Raw genomic sequence first — 16065 nt, forward strand, 5'->3', positions numbered from 1 at the left:
AAGGACTTGAGCCTGTTGTCTAACGCCTGACGGCTGGGTGGATCCCGGAACACGGGGTGACGGTGTGAAATGGGATACCGACTGCGATGAACTACGACATCCTGATCGTCGGTGCCGGGCATGGCGGCGCGCAGGCCGCGATCGCGCTGCGCGCGGCCAAGTTCGCCGGTAGCATCGCCATCGTCGGCGACGAACCCGAATACCCCTACGAACGCCCACCGCTGTCCAAGGATTACCTGGCCGGCGACAAGCCGTTCGAGCGCATCCTGATCCGTCCGCCTGCCTTCTGGAACGAACGCGAGGTCGCGATGCTGCTCGGTCGCCGCGTCGTCGCGGTCGATCCCGTCGCGCATGCCGTCACCGCCGACGATGGCACGATCATCGGCTACGGTAAGCTGATCTGGGCCACCGGCGGCGTACCCCGCCGGCTGACCTGCTCGGGCCATGATCTGATCGGGGTTCATGGCGTTCGCACTCGCGCCGATGTCGACCGGATGATGGACGAACTGCCCGCGGTCGCCCGCGTCGTGGTGATCGGCGGCGGCTACATCGGCCTCGAAGCTGCCGCCGTGCTCGCCAGGTTCGGCAAGCAGGTGACGGTCCTCGAGACGCTGCCGCGCGTCCTCGCCCGCGTTGCCGGTGAGCCGCTGTCGCGTTTCTACGAAGCGGAGCATCGCGCACACGGCGTCGATGTCCGCCTGAACGTCGAGGTCGCATGTATCGCGGAACGCGACGGCAGGGCGATCGGCGTCACGCTGGCCGATGGCGAAACCGTCCCGGCCGACATGGTGATCGTTGGCATCGGCATCGTCCCCGCCGTGCAACCCTTGCTCGACGCTGGCGCGACCGGCGGCAACGGCGTCGATATCGATGCGCAATGTCGCACCAGCCTGTCCGACGTGTTCGCGATCGGCGACTGCGCCGCCCATGCCAACGCCTTCGCGGACGGTGCGCGTATCCGGCTGGAATCCGTGCAGAACGCCAACGATCAGGCGACGGTGGTCGCGAAGACGATCACCGGTACGTCGGTCGCCTATCACGCGGTGCCGTGGTTCTGGTCGAACCAGTATGATCTTCGCCTGCAGACCGTTGGCCTGTCTATCGGCCACGACGCGCTGGCGGTGCGCGGCGACATTGCCAGCCGCAGTTTCTCGCTGGTCTATCTGCGCGCGGACCGCGTGATCGCGCTGGACTGCGTCAATGCGACGAAGGATTATGTGCAGGGCCGCGCACTGGTGATGGCCGGGGCGGTGATCGACCCCAACAGGTTGGCCGATACCGGCATCCCGCTGAAGGAGATGATCGCGTCATGACGATACGGATCGGGATCGGCGGCTGGACGTACGAGCCGTGGCGCGGGAGCTTCTACCCCGCCAAATGGCCGCAGAAGCGCGAGCTGGAATATGCCGCGTCGCAACTGTCGGCGATCGAGATCAACGGCACCTATTATTCCAGCTTCAAACCCGCCAGCTTCGCCAACTGGGCCGCGGCGGCACCCGACGGTTTCGTCTTCAGCGTCAAGGCGTCACGCTATTGCACCAACCGTAAAGTGCTGGCGGAGGCGGGTGAGTCGATCGAGCGGTTCGTGGGGCAGGGGATCGTCGAACTTGGCGACAAGCTGGGTCCGATCCTGTGGCAGTTCATGGCGACGAAAAGGTTCGACGCGGACGACATGGCCGCGTTCCTGAAGCTGCTGCCCACGTCGCATGCCGGCGTGCCGTTGCGTCATGCGGTGCAGGTGCGGCACGACAGCTTCGCCGATCCGGCGTTCGTCGCGATGGCACGCGTCGCCAATGTCGCGATCGTCTACGCGGATTCGGTGGATTACCCCGCGATCGCCGATGTCACCGCCGACTTCGTCTATGCCCGGCTGGAGGCGGCGGAGGAACGGAACCCCGCGGGCTATACCGATGCCGCGCTGGACGACTGGGCCAGGGCAGCACGGACTTGGCAGGCGGGCGGGCGCCCGGAAGGGCTGCCCTATGTGATGGCCGAGACCCCCGCGAAGGCGCAGCGGGATACATTCGTGTTCTTCATCAACGGCGCGAAGATCAGGGCGCCGCACGGTGCGATCGCGCTGATCGACCGCCTGAAGGTTTGACGGCTACATCCCCACGGATGTCGTCTCGTCCGCGTTCGACGCCTCGGGCATCGCGGGCAGTTCGGCTTCGGGTGCCGGGGTTGCCGAAGCCACGGTCGGCTTGCTGGCCTGTCCCATGATCGCGGCGCTTTCGATCTGGTCGAGCGCGTGGCGCGCGGTGACGTAGCGATCCGCCGCCTGGATCCAGTTTCCGGCATCGCCCGCACCCGGCAGGCGAACGACCTCGGCGCGCGCCGCCTCGACCTGTCCACCCTCGAGCAGGTGACGTGCGCGGGCCAGCCGGTCCGCCGGCCGCGGCGAAGGGGTTCCCGCCTGACGCAGGACGACCAGTCCGGCCATCTCGCGGCGCAGGCTGGTCCACCAGCCATCACTGCTGACCGTCGAGATATCCGGTGCGATCGCGTCGAGCCCCTGGCGCAGGTCCTCCAGCGTCACCGGCTGGCGCGAGGCTTCGATCACCGATGCCACCGCGCGCGGCTGTACGCTGCCGAATCGGTTGCGCAACTGCTCTTCCAGATAGCCGAGGCCGACCCCGCGATCGAGCGCGCGTCGCGCGGCGAACGCGACCATCAGCCCTTCGGCGCGACCGGCCTGTGCCGCTGCCATCGCCGCATCGCTGGTCACCGCGGCGGTACGCGCCTCGAGTGCGGTCAACTGCCCCGCGAGCGTGGCTTCGCGGGAGGCGAGCGCGGCAGGATCGAGCGCGGTCACCGCCTCGCCGCTCGCGTTGAGCGGTTGTGCGGGATTGAAGTTGCTGGCGTCGGGCTGGGCCGGCCTGGCGACCGCGGCCTGCTGCACCGACGATGTCCCGCCCAGCCACGACACGTGCTTCATCAGATAGCCGGTAAGCACCACGCCCGCGACGAAGGCGAGCGCGATGATCGCCAGGAACACGCCGGTTCGCGGCCCGCGTGTCCGCGTCGCATCGATCGGCACATAGTCGGTCATGGCCTCTTATCCCCGGCCCCTGCCGCAGGGTCAATCGCCCGTTCGATTGCGAGCGCGCATAACGCGGCGTCGGTCGGCACGGCGGCGGCGGCGGCGCCCGCCCAGCCGGTGCCGGCGGCGGCCAGAACCTTGGCACTCAATGCAACGATCCCCGTCGCTTCGCGCTGCTCGTCGAGCAGGGCGGCGACGCGTTCGGCGGCGCGGACGGAGTGGAGCAGCACGATCCGGCCGCTGACCGCGTCGGCGAACGTGGCGGCGTCGGCCGCGACATCGGCGCTGGCGTAGACGATCACCGTCGGATGACCGCTGTCGATGTGCTCGCGCCCGGCCAGATGCAGCGGTCGCTCCAGCCCGACGTCACCCGCCGCCGACAGAGCCTCGACGACACCGCCACTGCCGGTCACCACGACGCTCAGGCCTGCCGCCCGCGCGACGGCGGCGCTTTCCGCCCCCACCGCGATCACCGGCAGGCGGGCGAGCGTGGCAAGCCCCGACCCCGCCAGCCGCACCGCATTCGCGCTCGTCACCAGCAGCGCGTCGTATGCGGTCGCATCCGGCACGGACCACGCCACCGGTGCGGCCACGAACAACGGCAAGGCGATCACGTCGGCGCCGTCCGATCGCAGCCGTGCGACGGTGCGCGACAGGCCTGGTTCGGGCCGGACGACCGCGAGGCCCGGCCTCACGGCTGGAACAGGCGGCGTACGTCCTCGGGCGCACGGGCGAGCAGATCCGCGGCGAGTTCCGCCGCCACTACGCCACCATCGGTGCCCTCGCCCGCCCCCTCGACACACGCACTGCCATCCTCGGCGATCAGCTCGCCGCGCAGCGTCAGCATCTCGCCCGACAGGCCGGCGAGCGCCGCCACCGGCGAATGGCAATCCGCGCCGAGTGCTGCAAGGAACGCGCGTTCGGCCAGCACGCAGATGCTGGTCGCCGGATCGTCGATAGCCGCGACGACCCTCGCCGCGCCCTCATCCTCGGTCCGCACTTCGATCCCCACCGCACCCTGCGCCGGCGCGGGCAGCATCGTGTCGGTCGCGATCGCCCGGCCGATACCGTCGCGGCCCAGCCGGTCGAGCCCGGCCGCCGCCAGCAACGTCGCATCCGCCTCGCCTGCCGCCAGCCTGGCGAGGCGCGTATCGACGTTGCCGCGGAACATCACGACGTCGAGATCGGGGCGCAGGCGCAGCAATTGCGCCCGCCGCCGCGGCGAACTGGTCCCCACCGTCGCGCCCTCGCGCAATTCGCCTATGCTCTCGGCACCGATCAGCCGGTCGCGCACATCGGCACGCGGCAGCATCGCGGCGATGCGGATCGCGGCGGGACGGATCGTCTCGACATCCTTCATCGAATGCACCGCCGCGTCGATCTCGCGGTCGAGCAAGGCGCGATCGAGCTCCTTGGTCCACAATGCCTTGCCGCCGATCTCGGCGAGCGGGCGGTCCTGTACGCGGTCGCCGGTGGTGCGGATCACGACCAGGGTCACCTCGTCCTCGCGCCAGCCATGCGCCGCACACAGCGCATCGCGCACCATTCCCGCCTGCGTCAGCGCCAGCGGCGATCCCCGCGTGCCGAGCCTGAACCTGATCGCCAACCGCCTGCTCCTCTTCGATCCTCGCTCATGCCGAAACCCCTACCCTTCGACAACCTCTGCGCATCCCGCTAGTGAAGCGCGCATGGCTCCTCGGATCATTCTCGGCCTTGAATCCTCCTGCGACGAAACCGCTGCAGCATTGGTGACCAGCGACCGTCAGGTGCTCAGCCACCGGCTTGCGGGACAGGAAGCGGAGCATGCCCCGTTCGGCGGCGTCGTCCCGGAAATCGCGGCGCGTGCGCATGTCGAGGCACTCGAACCGCTGATCCGCGATGCGCTGGCCGATGCCGGTTTGCGGCTGGATCAGGTCGATGCGATCGCCGCAACCGCCGGCCCGGGCCTGATCGGCGGCGTCATGGTCGGGCTGGTCACGGGAAAGGCGCTCGCCCATGCGGCCGGCAAGCCGTTGATCGCGGTCAACCATCTGGAGGGTCACGCGCTCAGCCCCCGGTTGTCCGATCCCGATCTGCAATTCCCCTATCTGCTGTTGCTTGTGTCCGGCGGCCATTGCCAGCTGCTGCTGGTCGAGGGTGTCGCCCGCTACCGCCGCCTCGCGACGACGATCGACGATGCCGCGGGCGAGGCGTTCGACAAGACCGCCAAGCTGCTCGGCCTCGGCTTCCCCGGGGGACCCAATGTCGAGAGGGCCGCAGCGCTCGGCCGTCCGATCGTGCCGCTGCCGCGCCCGCTCAAGGGCTCGCCCGAACCGCATTTCTCGTTCGCCGGGCTGAAGAGCGCCGTGTTCCGCGCCGTCGGTCAGCATGCGCCGGAGGATATCGCCGCCTCGTTCCAGGCCGCGGTCGTCGATTGCCTGATCGACCGCACCAGCCGCGGCATCGCCGGAATAGACGCGACCGCGTTGGTCATCGCAGGCGGAGTCGCCGCCAACACCGCGGTGCGCAGTGCGTTGCAGCAGCTCGCCACCGACCACGGCCTGCGCTTCGTCGCGCCGCCCATGTGGCTGTGTACGGACAATGCCGCGATGATCGCCTGGGCCGGTGCGGAACGCTTCGCCGCCGGGCTCACCGACCCGCTCGACACGCCTGCCCGCGCCCGCTGGCCGCTCGATCCCGATGCCGAGGCGGTGCGTGGGGCCGGCGTGAAGGCATGAGCCCGACCTTGAGGAGCGTGAAGGCATGAAGATCGGCGTCATCGGCGGCGGTGCGTGGGGAACGGCGCTGGCACAGGTCGCGGCGTATCGCGGCGAACCTGTCACGCTCTGGGCGCGCGAGCCGGAGGTGGTGGAGGGGATCAACACCGCGCACGAAAACCGTCTGTTCCTCGCTGGCGTGCCGCTGTCGCCATCGATCCGCGCGACCGGCGATTATGCCGATCTGATTGACAGCGATGCGCTGCTCGTCGTCGCGCCCGCGCAGCATGTGCGCGCCGTCCTGTCGCAGGTCGATGTCGGCAGGCGCCCGCTGATCCTGTGCGCCAAGGGGATCGAGGCCGGCACCCGCCGCCTCGTCGGCGAGGTCGCGCGCGAGGTGCATCCGCAGGCGCCGGTCGCCGTCCTGTCCGGCCCCACCTTCGCGCACGAGGTCGCCGCCGGCCTGCCCACGGCGGTCACGCTTGCCGTTGCGGACGAGGCGCTGGGGCAGGCCCTGTCCGAACGCCTCGCCGCACCGCATTTCCGGCCCTATGCCAGCAACGACGTCGTCGGTGCGGAAATCGGCGGCGCGGTGAAAAACGTCCTCGCCATCGCCTGCGGCGTCGTCGATGGCGCCGGCCTCGGCCAGAACGCACGCGCCGCGCTGATCGCGCGCGGTTTCGCCGAGATGACGCGCTTCGGGCTGGCACGGGGCGCCCGTGCCGAAACGCTCGCCGGCCTGTCCGGCCTCGGCGACCTGGTACTGACCTGCAGTTCGACCAGCAGCCGCAACTTCTCGCTGGGTCTGGGGCTGGGGCAGGGCAGGGCCGCGGCCGATCTGCTCGCCGATCGCCGCACCGTCGCGGAAGGCGCCTTCACCGCACCCGTCCTGCGCGAGGCGGCCGTGGAGGCCGGCGTGGACATGCCGGTCACCGCCGCCGTCTGCCGTTTGCTTGAAGGCGCGCCGGTCACCGATGTCATCGGGACCTTGCTGGCCCGGCCGCTGCGCAAGGAGAGCTGAACGCGCGGCCGATCGAGGTCAGCGTAGCGCACGTGTCGCCAGCCCGCCGCAATCGGCATCGCTGGCGGTCGGTCCCTGCCGGCCGGTGATCGCACGACCGATCGCCTTGAAGATGTTGCCCGCCGACTTCACCTCGGGCGGAACCGTCAGCACCGGATCGCTCAGCGTCCCTGTCATGAACGCGGACCCCGGCAGACGCAGCAGGCTCTTGCCTTTCGGCGCGCCGGTCAGGCGGAAATCGATCCGCTCGGCCGGGAAGCTCACCGTTCCCGTACCGCGCAACTGGCTGGATGTGGTGTCGACCACCAGCGGCGATGCAGCACCGCGGCCGTTCTTCACCGCCAGTCCGAGTACGACGCACCGCAGCCCCGCACGATCGTCACCATCGGCCAGCAACGTGCGCCCGGCATCGAAGCCCAGCGCTGCGGCATAGCGCGCCGGCAACGCGCCATCGCGCACGACGAAGCCGATCCGGCCTGTCGACCGCCCGATCGCCGCGCGGATCGTCTCGCCACGCCCGGTCAGCCGGGCACGTGCCGTCACCTGTCCGGTGAAGGCGCCGCCGGTGCCGGCCAGCGCCTCGACCCGCGTGCCCGTCAGCCGCAGATCGATCGTCAGCGTCGGTGATGTCGCTCCGTTGCGCTGGTCTACCGTCGCCACTCCGCGTGCGGTGCCACCGGCAAGGCGGATCGTCAGCGGCTCGACCCGCAACCGCTGACGATCGAGCACGAGCACACCCTGTACGCCGGTTACCGATGTGCTGCCGCCACGGCTGAACACCCGCGCTACCTTCACCGCGATACGGCCATCGGTCGTATCGATGTTCGACAGGTCGATCCGCGTGTTAGGCACCACCCGCGGCCCGATTGCGTGTTCCAGCGCCGCGCCTTTGGCCAGCCCCTCGTCCGACGACAGATCGTCGAAATCGAACCGCTGCGACGACACCGCGCCATCCAGTCGGGTGCGACCGTCCCGCTTGTCCACGGTGACGTGACCCGACAGGTCGGACTTGCCGATCGTTCCCTTCAGGTCGGTGACGACCCATTTCGGCGCGTCATGGCGAACATGGGCGGTCAACGCGACGGGCCGGGTGCCGAACAGCCCCGCCTCGATGACCGCATCGATCAGCCGCAGGTCGGCGGCACTGGCCTCTACGTCCAGCGTCATCGCATCGGTGTCGAGGGGTCTGTCCATCCGCCCGGTTGCGCGCATCCGCAGCCCCGCACCGTTGATCGCGGCGCGGAAGGGCCATGGTCCCGGCGTCGGCTGTGCCACCGATGCACCGGCGAAGGCGATCCGAACCGGCGTGCTGCGGATCGACCCCGTGCCGGTTGCCCTCAGCCCCTGCGCATCGGATGTCACCGCCATCACCGCGTTCCGCCCACGCCGGGCGTCGCGATAGCGAATCACGCTGTCACGGATGACGAGCCCTTTCAGGTCGTTGGACGACCCGCCGCTCTCCGGCTCGCCCGGCCGCGACCAGTTGGTGCGCCCACTCGCATCGCGCACCAGCGCCAGTTGCAGTCCGTCCGCCTCGATATCGCGCGGCCTGAATGTGCCCGTCAGCAGCGGCCACACCGGAAAGCTCACCCGCGCCTCACGCAGCCGCAGGAAATCGCCGCTGCCTGCCCAGTCCGCTTGCGGGATCGTCACACCCTTTACGGCGATCGTCGGCGTAAACCCGAATGCGCCGATCCGCTCCATACCGGCGATCGTCACCGGCCGCCCGAACCGCTTGCTCAGCCGATCGGCGACGACGTCCTTCAATATTCCGAACGGAAACGCCGCGATCGCCAGCAGCACGATCAGCGGAACGCCTGCCGCCAGGGACAGCAGGAAGATGCGCCTGCTGACGCGCGGCCGGAATGTCATCGCCGCTCGACGCGCATGCTCCCGTTTCGTTCCGGAACGGTCAGAAATCGACGGCGATGCCCTTCAACTCCCAGTCGCCATAGCGCGTCGGGTCGAGGCCCAGCGGGTCCTCCTGTTGCGAGCTCGTATCGTCCGGCACCGGCACCGGCGGGCTTTCGGTCAGATAGGCGGGCGGCTTCACATGTGCGGGACGTTGGCCCATCGCGTCTCTCCGGTCTAAGGGGAGACGATCATATCGTCCTCCACTGCAGGTTAGACAAGTTTGACCCGTTCCCCCTCCCGTTCCGATCCCGATTCGCCAGATGCTCTCGGCACCCCGTCGCGTCGCGCCGCGCTGCGCCTGCTCGACGCCGTCCTTCGCCGTGGCGAGCCGCTGGAACAGGCGTTGGTCGCCGCCACCCGCCACGTCTACGGCCCCGACCGCGGCCTCGCGCATGCGATCGCGGCGGAGGTGCTGCGACGGCTGCCGGATCTCGACGCGCTGATCGATTCGGTCACCGAACGGCCGCTGCCCGACGATGCCAAGGCGCGGATGGCGCTGCGCATCGCGCTGGTGCAGGCGCTGGTGCTCGGCACCCCGCACCATGCCGCGATCGCCACGGTGCTGCCGCTGGTAGAGGGTGGCCCGCGCAAGCTCGTGCATGGCGTCTTCGGCGCGATCACGCGTTCGGGCGTGCTGCTGCCCGAACTTCCCGCCTTGCCGCCGAAGGTCGAGACCCGGTGGGAGGCCATCTGGGGTGCCGACATGGCAGAGGGTGCGCGGCTTGCCATCGCCGCGCCGCCGCCGCTCGACCTGACGCTCGCCGATCCGGGCGAGACGGACCATTGGGTCGCGGAACTCGGCGGCACCAGCCTGATGCCCGGCCATGTCCGCATCGTGGACGCCGCGCCCGTCACCGAACTGCCCGGCTTCGCCGAGGGGCGCTGGTGGGTGCAGGATATCGCCGCATCGATCCCTGCACGCCTGCTCGCCGACCGGGCTTCCGGCACGGCGATCGACCTGTGCGCCGCGCCCGGCGGCAAGACGCTGCAACTCTCCGCCGCGGGGCTGACCGTCGCGGCGATCGACGTTTCCAGCGCGCGCATCAAGCGGCTGCGCGAAAACCTGTTCCGCACCCGGCTCAAGGCGGAGGTGATCGCCGCCGATGTGCTGAAATGGGCGCCTGCCGAGCCGGCGGACGCGCTCCTGATCGACGCGCCGTGCAGCGCCACCGGCATCTTCCGCCGCCATCCCGACGTGCTTCACCGCGTCCACCCGGCGATCATCGAAGAGATGGCGCTGTTGCAGGCGCGGCTGTTCGCCCGCGCCGCCGACTGGGTGAAGCCGGGCGGCACGCTGGTGTTCGCGACGTGCAGCCTCGAACCGCAGGAGGGCGAAGCGCAGCTGTCGCGGTTCCTGTCGGACCGCAAGGATTACGCGATCGATGCGCCCGACGCAGCGCTGCTGCCGCCGGGTGTGCCCGTCCATACCGACGGCTACGTCCGCACACTGCCCGGCATGCTCGCCGATCAAGGCGGCTGCGACGGCTTCTTCATCGCCCGGCTGCGGCGCACCGGCTGACGTCAAGCGCATTGTAATAGAGACATACGCGGTTACAGAGACCGGTCATGCAGCCGGTCCGTATCGCCCCGTCCATTCTCTCCGCGGATTTCGCCAAACTGGGCGAGGAAGTGCGTGCCATCGACGCCGCGGGAGCGGACTGGATTCACATCGATGTGATGGACGGCCATTTCGTCCCCAACATCACGATCGGGCCGGCCGTGGTGAAGGCGCTGCGCCCGCATACGGCCAAGCCGTTCGACGTCCATCTGATGATCTCGCCGGTCGACCTCTACCTCGACGCCTTCGCCGAAGCGGGCGCGGATTGCATCACCGTGCATCCGGAGGCGGGGCCGCACATCCACCGGACGATCCAGCACATCAAGGGACTGGGCAAGCGCGCCGGCGTCGTGCTCAACCCCGGCACGCCGGCCAAGATGCTCGATTACCTGATCGACATGGTTGACCTGGTGCTGGTGATGAGCGTCAATCCCGGGTTCGGCGGGCAGAGCTTCATCGACAGCCAGCTCAAGAAGATCGCCGCGATCCGCAAGATGATCGATGCCTCCGGCCGCGCGATCGATCTGGAGGTCGATGGCGGCGTCGATGCCGTACACGCCGCGCGCTGTATCGCCGCCGGTGCGGACGCGCTTGTTGCCGGCACCGCGGCTTTCCGGGGCGGACCGGACGCCTATGCCGCGAATATCGCCGCCCTTCGCGGACTGCCGGCCGCCTGATGAACGACATGTCGCCCGATCAGCAGCCCGACGGTATCGAGGAGGGCAAGCGCCTGATGCGCGTCGGCGGCGACAAGGGGCTGAGCCTTGCCGAGCGCCTGTCCGAACGATTCCACAAGCTGACGTGGCGCACCCCGATTCACACGATGCGCCTCAACGGCCGCCACCCGTTGAAGCTGATCGCGGTGCCGGACGATCCGGTCATCGGCGATATCCAGCGTGGGCGCGCCTTGTTGAAGGGCGAACTCAGCTTCCGCGGCGAAACCCATCCGGTCGATACGCTCGCCTTCAAGCGGGGCGAATGGGGCAAGCCGTTCGCCGAATACGTCCACAGCTTCGCATGGCTGCGCGACCTGTCCACCGTGGCGACACGGGCACAGGGTGCGCCGGTCGCCGAAAAGCTGATGGCGCGCTGGCTCGACGATTATGCCGAAAAGGTCGACGCGCTGGCGTGGCGGACCGACCTGTGGGGCCGCCGCCTGCTCTACTGGACCGCGCATGCGCCGCTGATCCTGTCGTCGACCGACCTCGTCTACCGCTCCAGTGTGCTCAATACGCTCGCCCGCGGCGCGCGGCACCTCGATCGCGGCGCCGACAAGTCGGCACCCGGCGCGCAGCGGATCGCATCGTGGTGCGGCGTGGTCGCGGCGGGGCTGCTGATCCCCGGCGGCGATCCACGACGCAGCTTCGGCGAGGCGGGGCTGGCCCGGGCACTGGCGTCCGGCCTCAGCGAAGATGGCGGTTCGGTCTCGCGCAGCCCTGCGATGCTGCTCGATACGATCATGCTGCTGGCGATGCTGCGCGAAACGTATGCCGCCCGGCGTGAGGATTTGCCCGCCTTCGCCCAGAGCGCGCTGGCTCGCGCCGTCCCCGCGCTGCTCGGCACGATGCACGGCGACCGCATGCTGTCGAGCTGGCAGGGCGGCGGACCCGCCACGCCGGATGCAATCGCCGCGGTGATCGAGGCGAGCGGCATCCGCACCCGTCCGCTGCGACAGGCGCGCGACTGGGGCTATCAGCGCCTCGCCGCCGGCGCCGCGGTCCTGATCGTCGACGCCGCCCCGCCGCCGATCGCCAAGCTGGTCGAGGGCGGCTGCGCGTCGACGCTCGCGTTCGAGTTTTCCGATGGCGATGCGCGGCTGATCGTCAATTGTGGCGGCGCGCGGGCGGCGGTGGCGCAATTGCCCGCCACCTTCGCCGAAGGGCTGCGCACCACCGCGGCGCATTCGACATTGGTCGTGGGCGACTCCAACTCGACCGCGATCCACGCCGACGGCACGCTCGGCCGCGGCGTCGCCGAGGTCGAACTGTCGCGGCAGGAATCGGACGTCGCCAGCCGGATCGAGGCGAGCCACGACGGCTACGTCCGCCGCTGGGGTTTCGTCCACCGGCGGCAGTTGATGTTGACCGGCGACGGCAAGGAATTGCGCGGCGAGGATGCGCTGTTGCCACAGGGTCGGCGGCGCAAGGTCGGCGTCGTTCCCTTTGCGGTCCGCTTCCACCTCGGCGAGGGAGTACAGGCGTCGCCCACTGCCGACGGCCTCGCCGCACTGCTCCGCCTGCCCGGTGGCGCGCTCTGGCAGTTCCGCTGCCGCGGCGGCGCGCTGACGATCGAGGATTCGCTGTGGATCGACGGCGAAGGCCGCCCGATCGCGACGCAACAGCTCGTCGTCGGTGGCGAAGCGCCCGCGGGGGGCGCCAACGTCAGCTGGGCATTGAAGCGCGCGCTCTAGATTCCCCCTGCGCCGGGAAGGATTGCCGTGTTCCCTCGCACGGCATCCCCCGCTAGGGGACGCGCGCGAACGCCCGAAGGAATCCCCATGTCGACGATCATCATCCGCCGTGCCCTCCTGTCCGTGTCCGACAAGACCGGGGTGGTCGATCTCGCCCGTGCGCTCGCCGCCAAGGGCGTGGAACTGGTATCCACCGGCGGCACCGCAAAGGCGTTGCGTGACGCCGGACTCGACGTGCGCGACGTGTCGGACCTCACCGGCTTTCCGGAGATGATGGACGGCCGTGTGAAAACGCTGCATCCGATGGTCCACGGCGGGTTGCTCGCGGTGCGCGACGATCCCGAGCACGCCGCCGCGATGACCGAGCACGGTATCGGCGCGATCGATCTGGTGGTGGTCAACCTCTACCCGTTCGAGGCGACCGTGGCGCGCGGCGCGGATCGCGACACGGTGATCGAGAATATCGACATCGGCGGCCCCAGCATGGTGCGCTCGGCGGCCAAGAACCACACGTTCGTCGCGATCGTCACCGATCCTGCCGATTACGCGATCGTTGCGGCGGGCGAGACGACGCTCGACGAGCGCAAGCTGTTCGCCGCCAAGGCCTTTGCCGCCACCGCCAGCTACGACGGCGCGATCGCCCGCTGGTTCGGCACCGTCGATCAGGCGGAGGCGTTCCCCGCTGTGCTGCCGGTGACGATGACCCGCGCCGCATCTCTTCGCTACGGCGAGAACCCGCACCAGTCCGCCGCCTTCTACACCGCCAACGACGGCGTCCGCGGCATCGGTCAGGCGCGACAGGTGCAGGGCAAGGCGCTCTCGTACAACAACCTCAACGATGCCGACGCCGCGCTGGAACTGATCGCCGAATTCCGCGATGCGGAGCCGACCTGCGTCATCGTCAAGCACGCCAACCCCTGCGGCGTCGCCACCGCGGCCACGCTCGAACAGGCCTATGCCCAGGCGTTCGCCTGCGACACCGTGTCGGCGTTCGGCGGCATCATCGCGGTCAACCGCCCGCTCGACGCGGCGACGGCCAAGGCGATCACCGGCATCTTCACCGAGGTCGTCGTCGCCCCCGATGCGGACGACGCGGCGCTGGCGCTGTTCGCCGCGAAGAAGAACCTGCGCCTGCTGCTGACCGGCGACCTGCCCGACGCCGCACGTGCCGGCCTGTTCGCCAAGTCGATCGCCGGCGGCTGGTTGGTGCAGGATCGTGACGCCGGCACGCCGGGCGAGCTGACGGTGGTGACCAAGCGCGCGCCGACGGAGCAGGAGCTGGCCGACTGCCGCTTCGCCTGGACGATCGCCAAGCACGTCAAGTCGAACGCGATCGTCTATGCCAAGGATGGTGCGACCGCAGGCGTCGGCGCGGGCCAGATGAACCGCCTCGAATCCGCGCGCATCGCCGCGTGGAAGGCGAAGGACGCTGCTGACAAGGCGGGCTGGGACACGCCGCGGACGATCGGCTCGGCGGTGGCATCGGACGCCTTCTTCCCCTTCGCCGACGGCCTGCTCGCCGCAGTCGAGGCGGGGGCGACGGCGGTCATCCAGCCCGGCGGTTCGATCCGTGACGAGGAGGTCATCGCGGCGGCGGATGCAGCGGGCTTGGCGATGGTCTTCACCGGCATGCGCCACTTCCGCCACTGATGGCCTTGGCGGCGGCGGGTCTCGACGCCACGGAGTTCATCCGGCACCTCCCCCTCCGTCGCCGCTAACGCGGCGCCACCTCCCCCTTGCGGGGGAGGACTTTCTTTTTATTCCTCCCCCGCGAGGGGGAGGTGGCAGCGCGCAGCGCTGACGGGAGGGGGAGGTAAGCGACGAAACCGGTCGATCGCACCCCACCCCCAGGCGGATCACCGCACCGGCGACCCCACATTCGGCAACGTCGCCTCTTCCGCCTTCGGCATCTTGCCGAACAGAGCGCGATCCGCCGGGCCGAACGCCCATTTCCACAGCACGAACAGATAGGTCGCGGCGATCGCGGGTTCGCCTCCGGCCAACTCCAGCCACTCGAGCCGCGGCGGCAGCATCGTAAAGACGCCGCCGACGACCGTCGCCGCCACCGCCGCCCACAGCAGCGGCCAGCGCCACGGCGACACCGGCGCGGCGAGGATGCGCCCGAGCAGCGTCGCCTTGATCACCGACGTCAGCCCGACGCTCACCATCAGCGCCACCGCCGGTCCCGCCGCCTGCCAGGTCGTCGGCCACCCTGCCGCACGCATCGCCCCGATCAGCGCGAAGCTCAGCGCGATCTGCACGCCCAGCATCACGATCGAGATCATCAGGTTACGATGCCGCGCGGTGTAGACCAGCGCCGATTCGCACACCGCGCCGGTCGAGGCGAGCACCTCCGCGACCAGCAGGAACCCCAGCGCGGCGCTGCCCGCGACGAATTGCGGCCCGACGACGCCCATCACCGCCTCTGCCGGTATCGATCCCATCAGCGCCAGCCCGGCCTGCGCCGCCATGATCCAGAACGCGACCTGCCGCACCTGATTGGCGATCGCGGCGCGATCGTTGACGGCGAGACTTCGGGTGATGACCGGCCCCAGAATCGGATCGAAGCTGGTCTTCAGTTTCTGCGGCAGCGAGGCGACCTGTTGTGCCATGTAATAGATGCCGACCACCTTGGGTTCGAACATCACGCCGAGGATGAAACGGTCGACGTTGCGGCTGCCCCATTCCAGCGCATCCGCGCCGGCGAGTGGCGCATTGGCGCGGGCGAGCGCGAACAACTGGCCCAGATTGGGCGACCATCCGCGCGGCAGGCCATAGCTGTGCAGGAACGGCACCATGCTGGCGATCAGCGCCGCGATCATCGACGCGACATAGGACAGCACCAGCCCGTCCTTGATCGTGAAGAACGAAAACGCCCATGCCGCGATCGATATCGTCCACGGCTCGACGACGGCGCGCGCGGTAACCGCGGCTTTCACGTTGTGGCGATAGGCGAGCGCGGCGAGGCTGACGTCCGACCATGCGACCGCGACGATGATGCACGGCAGGAACCGGTCGAGCCCGGTCACCTGCGTGTTGGCGTACATGACCTCGGGAAACGCGATCAGCACGCCGCTCGCTGCGATCGACAACACGAAGGCGAGCGCCAGCGCGTCCCATACGACGCAGACATGCGGCTGATCGGAGGACGACAGCGCCTGCGCGAGGCCGCGCTTGAGGCCGAGCGTCGCGACCAGCGCCGCCAGCTCGACGACCACGACCGCCAGCGCAAACCGGCCGACGAGGTCCGGTCCGTACAATCGCCCGGCGATGAACAGGAACGGGATGCGCGCGGCGAGGCGCAGGACGAAGCCGGCGATGTTGGTCCGGCCGCCCTTGGCGAGCGCGTCGATGTCCTTGGTGTCGGTCACGGCAAAATTGCGAGGCAGATGTCCTCACCCTTCGCCGGCTGCGCCGTCTTTTCCC

14 protein-coding genes are annotated in these 16065 nt (G+C 69.5%); 8 read left to right on the forward strand and 6 right to left on the reverse strand.

The window, feature by feature from the left end; all coding sequences use genetic code 11:
* The first annotated feature begins 86 nt into the window (after window positions 1-86).
* Together LRA87_RS13260 and LRA87_RS13265 are read left to right on the forward strand one after the other, a co-directional pair.
* The gene (locus tag LRA87_RS13260; RefSeq protein ID WP_230631969.1) at window positions 87-1313 is read left to right on the forward strand and encodes an NAD(P)/FAD-dependent oxidoreductase; all 1227 of its coding nucleotides are present in this window, start codon (window positions 87-89) and stop codon (window positions 1311-1313) included.
* Window positions 1310-2101 carry a DUF72 domain-containing protein gene (locus LRA87_RS13265; protein ID WP_230631970.1) on the forward strand — a complete coding sequence of 264 codons (792 nt, stop codon included), beginning with the start codon at window positions 1310-1312 and terminating at the stop codon, window positions 2099-2101. The genes LRA87_RS13260 and LRA87_RS13265 overlap by 4 nt, the downstream gene beginning before the upstream one ends.
* Window positions 2102-2104: 3 nt before the next feature.
* On the opposite strand, the gene LRA87_RS13270 is transcribed toward LRA87_RS13265, so the two are convergent.
* From LRA87_RS13270 to hemC, 3 genes are read right to left on the reverse strand one after another with little or no spacing between them, the layout of a single operon-like run.
* Window positions 2105-3049, reverse strand: a complete 945-nt coding sequence (locus tag LRA87_RS13270; protein WP_230631971.1) for a hypothetical protein — start codon at window positions 3047-3049, stop codon at window positions 2105-2107.
* Window positions 3046-3735 carry a uroporphyrinogen-III synthase gene (locus LRA87_RS13275; protein ID WP_230631973.1) on the reverse strand — a complete coding sequence of 230 codons (690 nt, stop codon included), beginning with the start codon at window positions 3733-3735 and terminating at the stop codon, window positions 3046-3048. The genes LRA87_RS13270 and LRA87_RS13275 overlap by 4 nt, the downstream gene beginning before the upstream one ends.
* Complete coding sequence (gene hemC / locus LRA87_RS13280; RefSeq protein WP_268934862.1) at window positions 3732-4646, reverse strand: hydroxymethylbilane synthase; 915 nt, start codon at window positions 4644-4646, stop codon at window positions 3732-3734. Before hemC ends, LRA87_RS13275 begins: the two co-directional genes overlap by 4 nt.
* A gap of 82 nt (window positions 4647-4728) precedes the next feature.
* Here hemC and tsaD point away from each other — a divergent pair, with 82 nt between their 5' ends.
* The gene (tsaD, locus tag LRA87_RS13285) at window positions 4729-5757 is read left to right on the forward strand and encodes a tRNA (adenosine(37)-N6)-threonylcarbamoyltransferase complex transferase subunit TsaD (protein ID WP_230631974.1); all 1029 of its coding nucleotides are present in this window, start codon (window positions 4729-4731) and stop codon (window positions 5755-5757) included.
* A gap of 25 nt (window positions 5758-5782) precedes the next feature.
* The gene (locus LRA87_RS13290; RefSeq protein ID WP_230631975.1) at window positions 5783-6757 is read left to right on the forward strand and encodes an NAD(P)H-dependent glycerol-3-phosphate dehydrogenase; all 975 of its coding nucleotides are present in this window, start codon (window positions 5783-5785) and stop codon (window positions 6755-6757) included.
* Between the two features lie 18 nt (window positions 6758-6775).
* On the opposite strand, the gene LRA87_RS13295 is transcribed toward LRA87_RS13290, so the two are convergent.
* Complete coding sequence (locus LRA87_RS13295) at window positions 6776-8629, reverse strand: AsmA family protein (RefSeq protein ID WP_230631976.1); 1854 nt, start codon at window positions 8627-8629, stop codon at window positions 6776-6778.
* Window positions 8630-8669: 40 nt separating this feature from the next.
* Entirely contained in the window at window positions 8670-8831 is a 162-nt protein-coding gene (locus tag LRA87_RS13300) for a DUF1674 domain-containing protein (RefSeq protein ID WP_230631978.1), read from the reverse strand.
* Window positions 8832-8891: 60 nt separating this feature from the next.
* Here LRA87_RS13300 and LRA87_RS13305 point away from each other — a divergent pair, with 60 nt between their 5' ends.
* The 4 genes from LRA87_RS13305 to purH all read left to right on the forward strand — a co-directional run bounded on the left by LRA87_RS13305 (window position 8892) and on the right by purH (window position 14289).
* Window positions 8892-10190 carry an RsmB/NOP family class I SAM-dependent RNA methyltransferase gene (locus LRA87_RS13305; RefSeq protein ID WP_230631980.1) on the forward strand — a complete coding sequence of 433 codons (1299 nt, stop codon included), beginning with the start codon at window positions 8892-8894 and terminating at the stop codon, window positions 10188-10190.
* Between the two features lie 47 nt (window positions 10191-10237).
* Window positions 10238-10906 carry a ribulose-phosphate 3-epimerase gene (gene rpe / locus LRA87_RS13310; RefSeq protein ID WP_230631982.1) on the forward strand — a complete coding sequence of 223 codons (669 nt, stop codon included), beginning with the start codon at window positions 10238-10240 and terminating at the stop codon, window positions 10904-10906.
* A complete protein-coding gene (locus LRA87_RS13315; RefSeq protein WP_230631984.1) occupies window positions 10906-12639 on the forward strand; it encodes a heparinase II/III family protein in 1734 nt (577 codons plus the stop codon). The genes rpe and LRA87_RS13315 overlap by 1 nt, the downstream gene beginning before the upstream one ends.
* An 87-nt stretch (window positions 12640-12726) precedes the next feature.
* Window positions 12727-14289: a bifunctional phosphoribosylaminoimidazolecarboxamide formyltransferase/IMP cyclohydrolase gene (gene purH, locus LRA87_RS13320; RefSeq protein ID WP_230631986.1), complete on the forward strand. Its 1563-nt coding sequence runs from the start codon at window positions 12727-12729 to the stop codon at window positions 14287-14289.
* A gap of 206 nt (window positions 14290-14495) precedes the next feature.
* Here purH and LRA87_RS13325 read toward each other — a convergent pair whose 3' ends face one another.
* Window positions 14496-16010 (reverse strand): lipopolysaccharide biosynthesis protein, encoded by a 1515-nt coding sequence (locus tag LRA87_RS13325; protein WP_230631988.1) that lies wholly within the window; start codon window positions 16008-16010, stop codon window positions 14496-14498.
* Window positions 16011-16065 lie beyond the last annotated feature (55 nt).

The sequence above is a fragment of the Sphingomonas sp. Leaf37 genome, from assembly GCF_920939475.1.
Taxonomy (GTDB): Bacteria; Pseudomonadota; Alphaproteobacteria; order Sphingomonadales; family Sphingomonadaceae; genus Sphingomonas.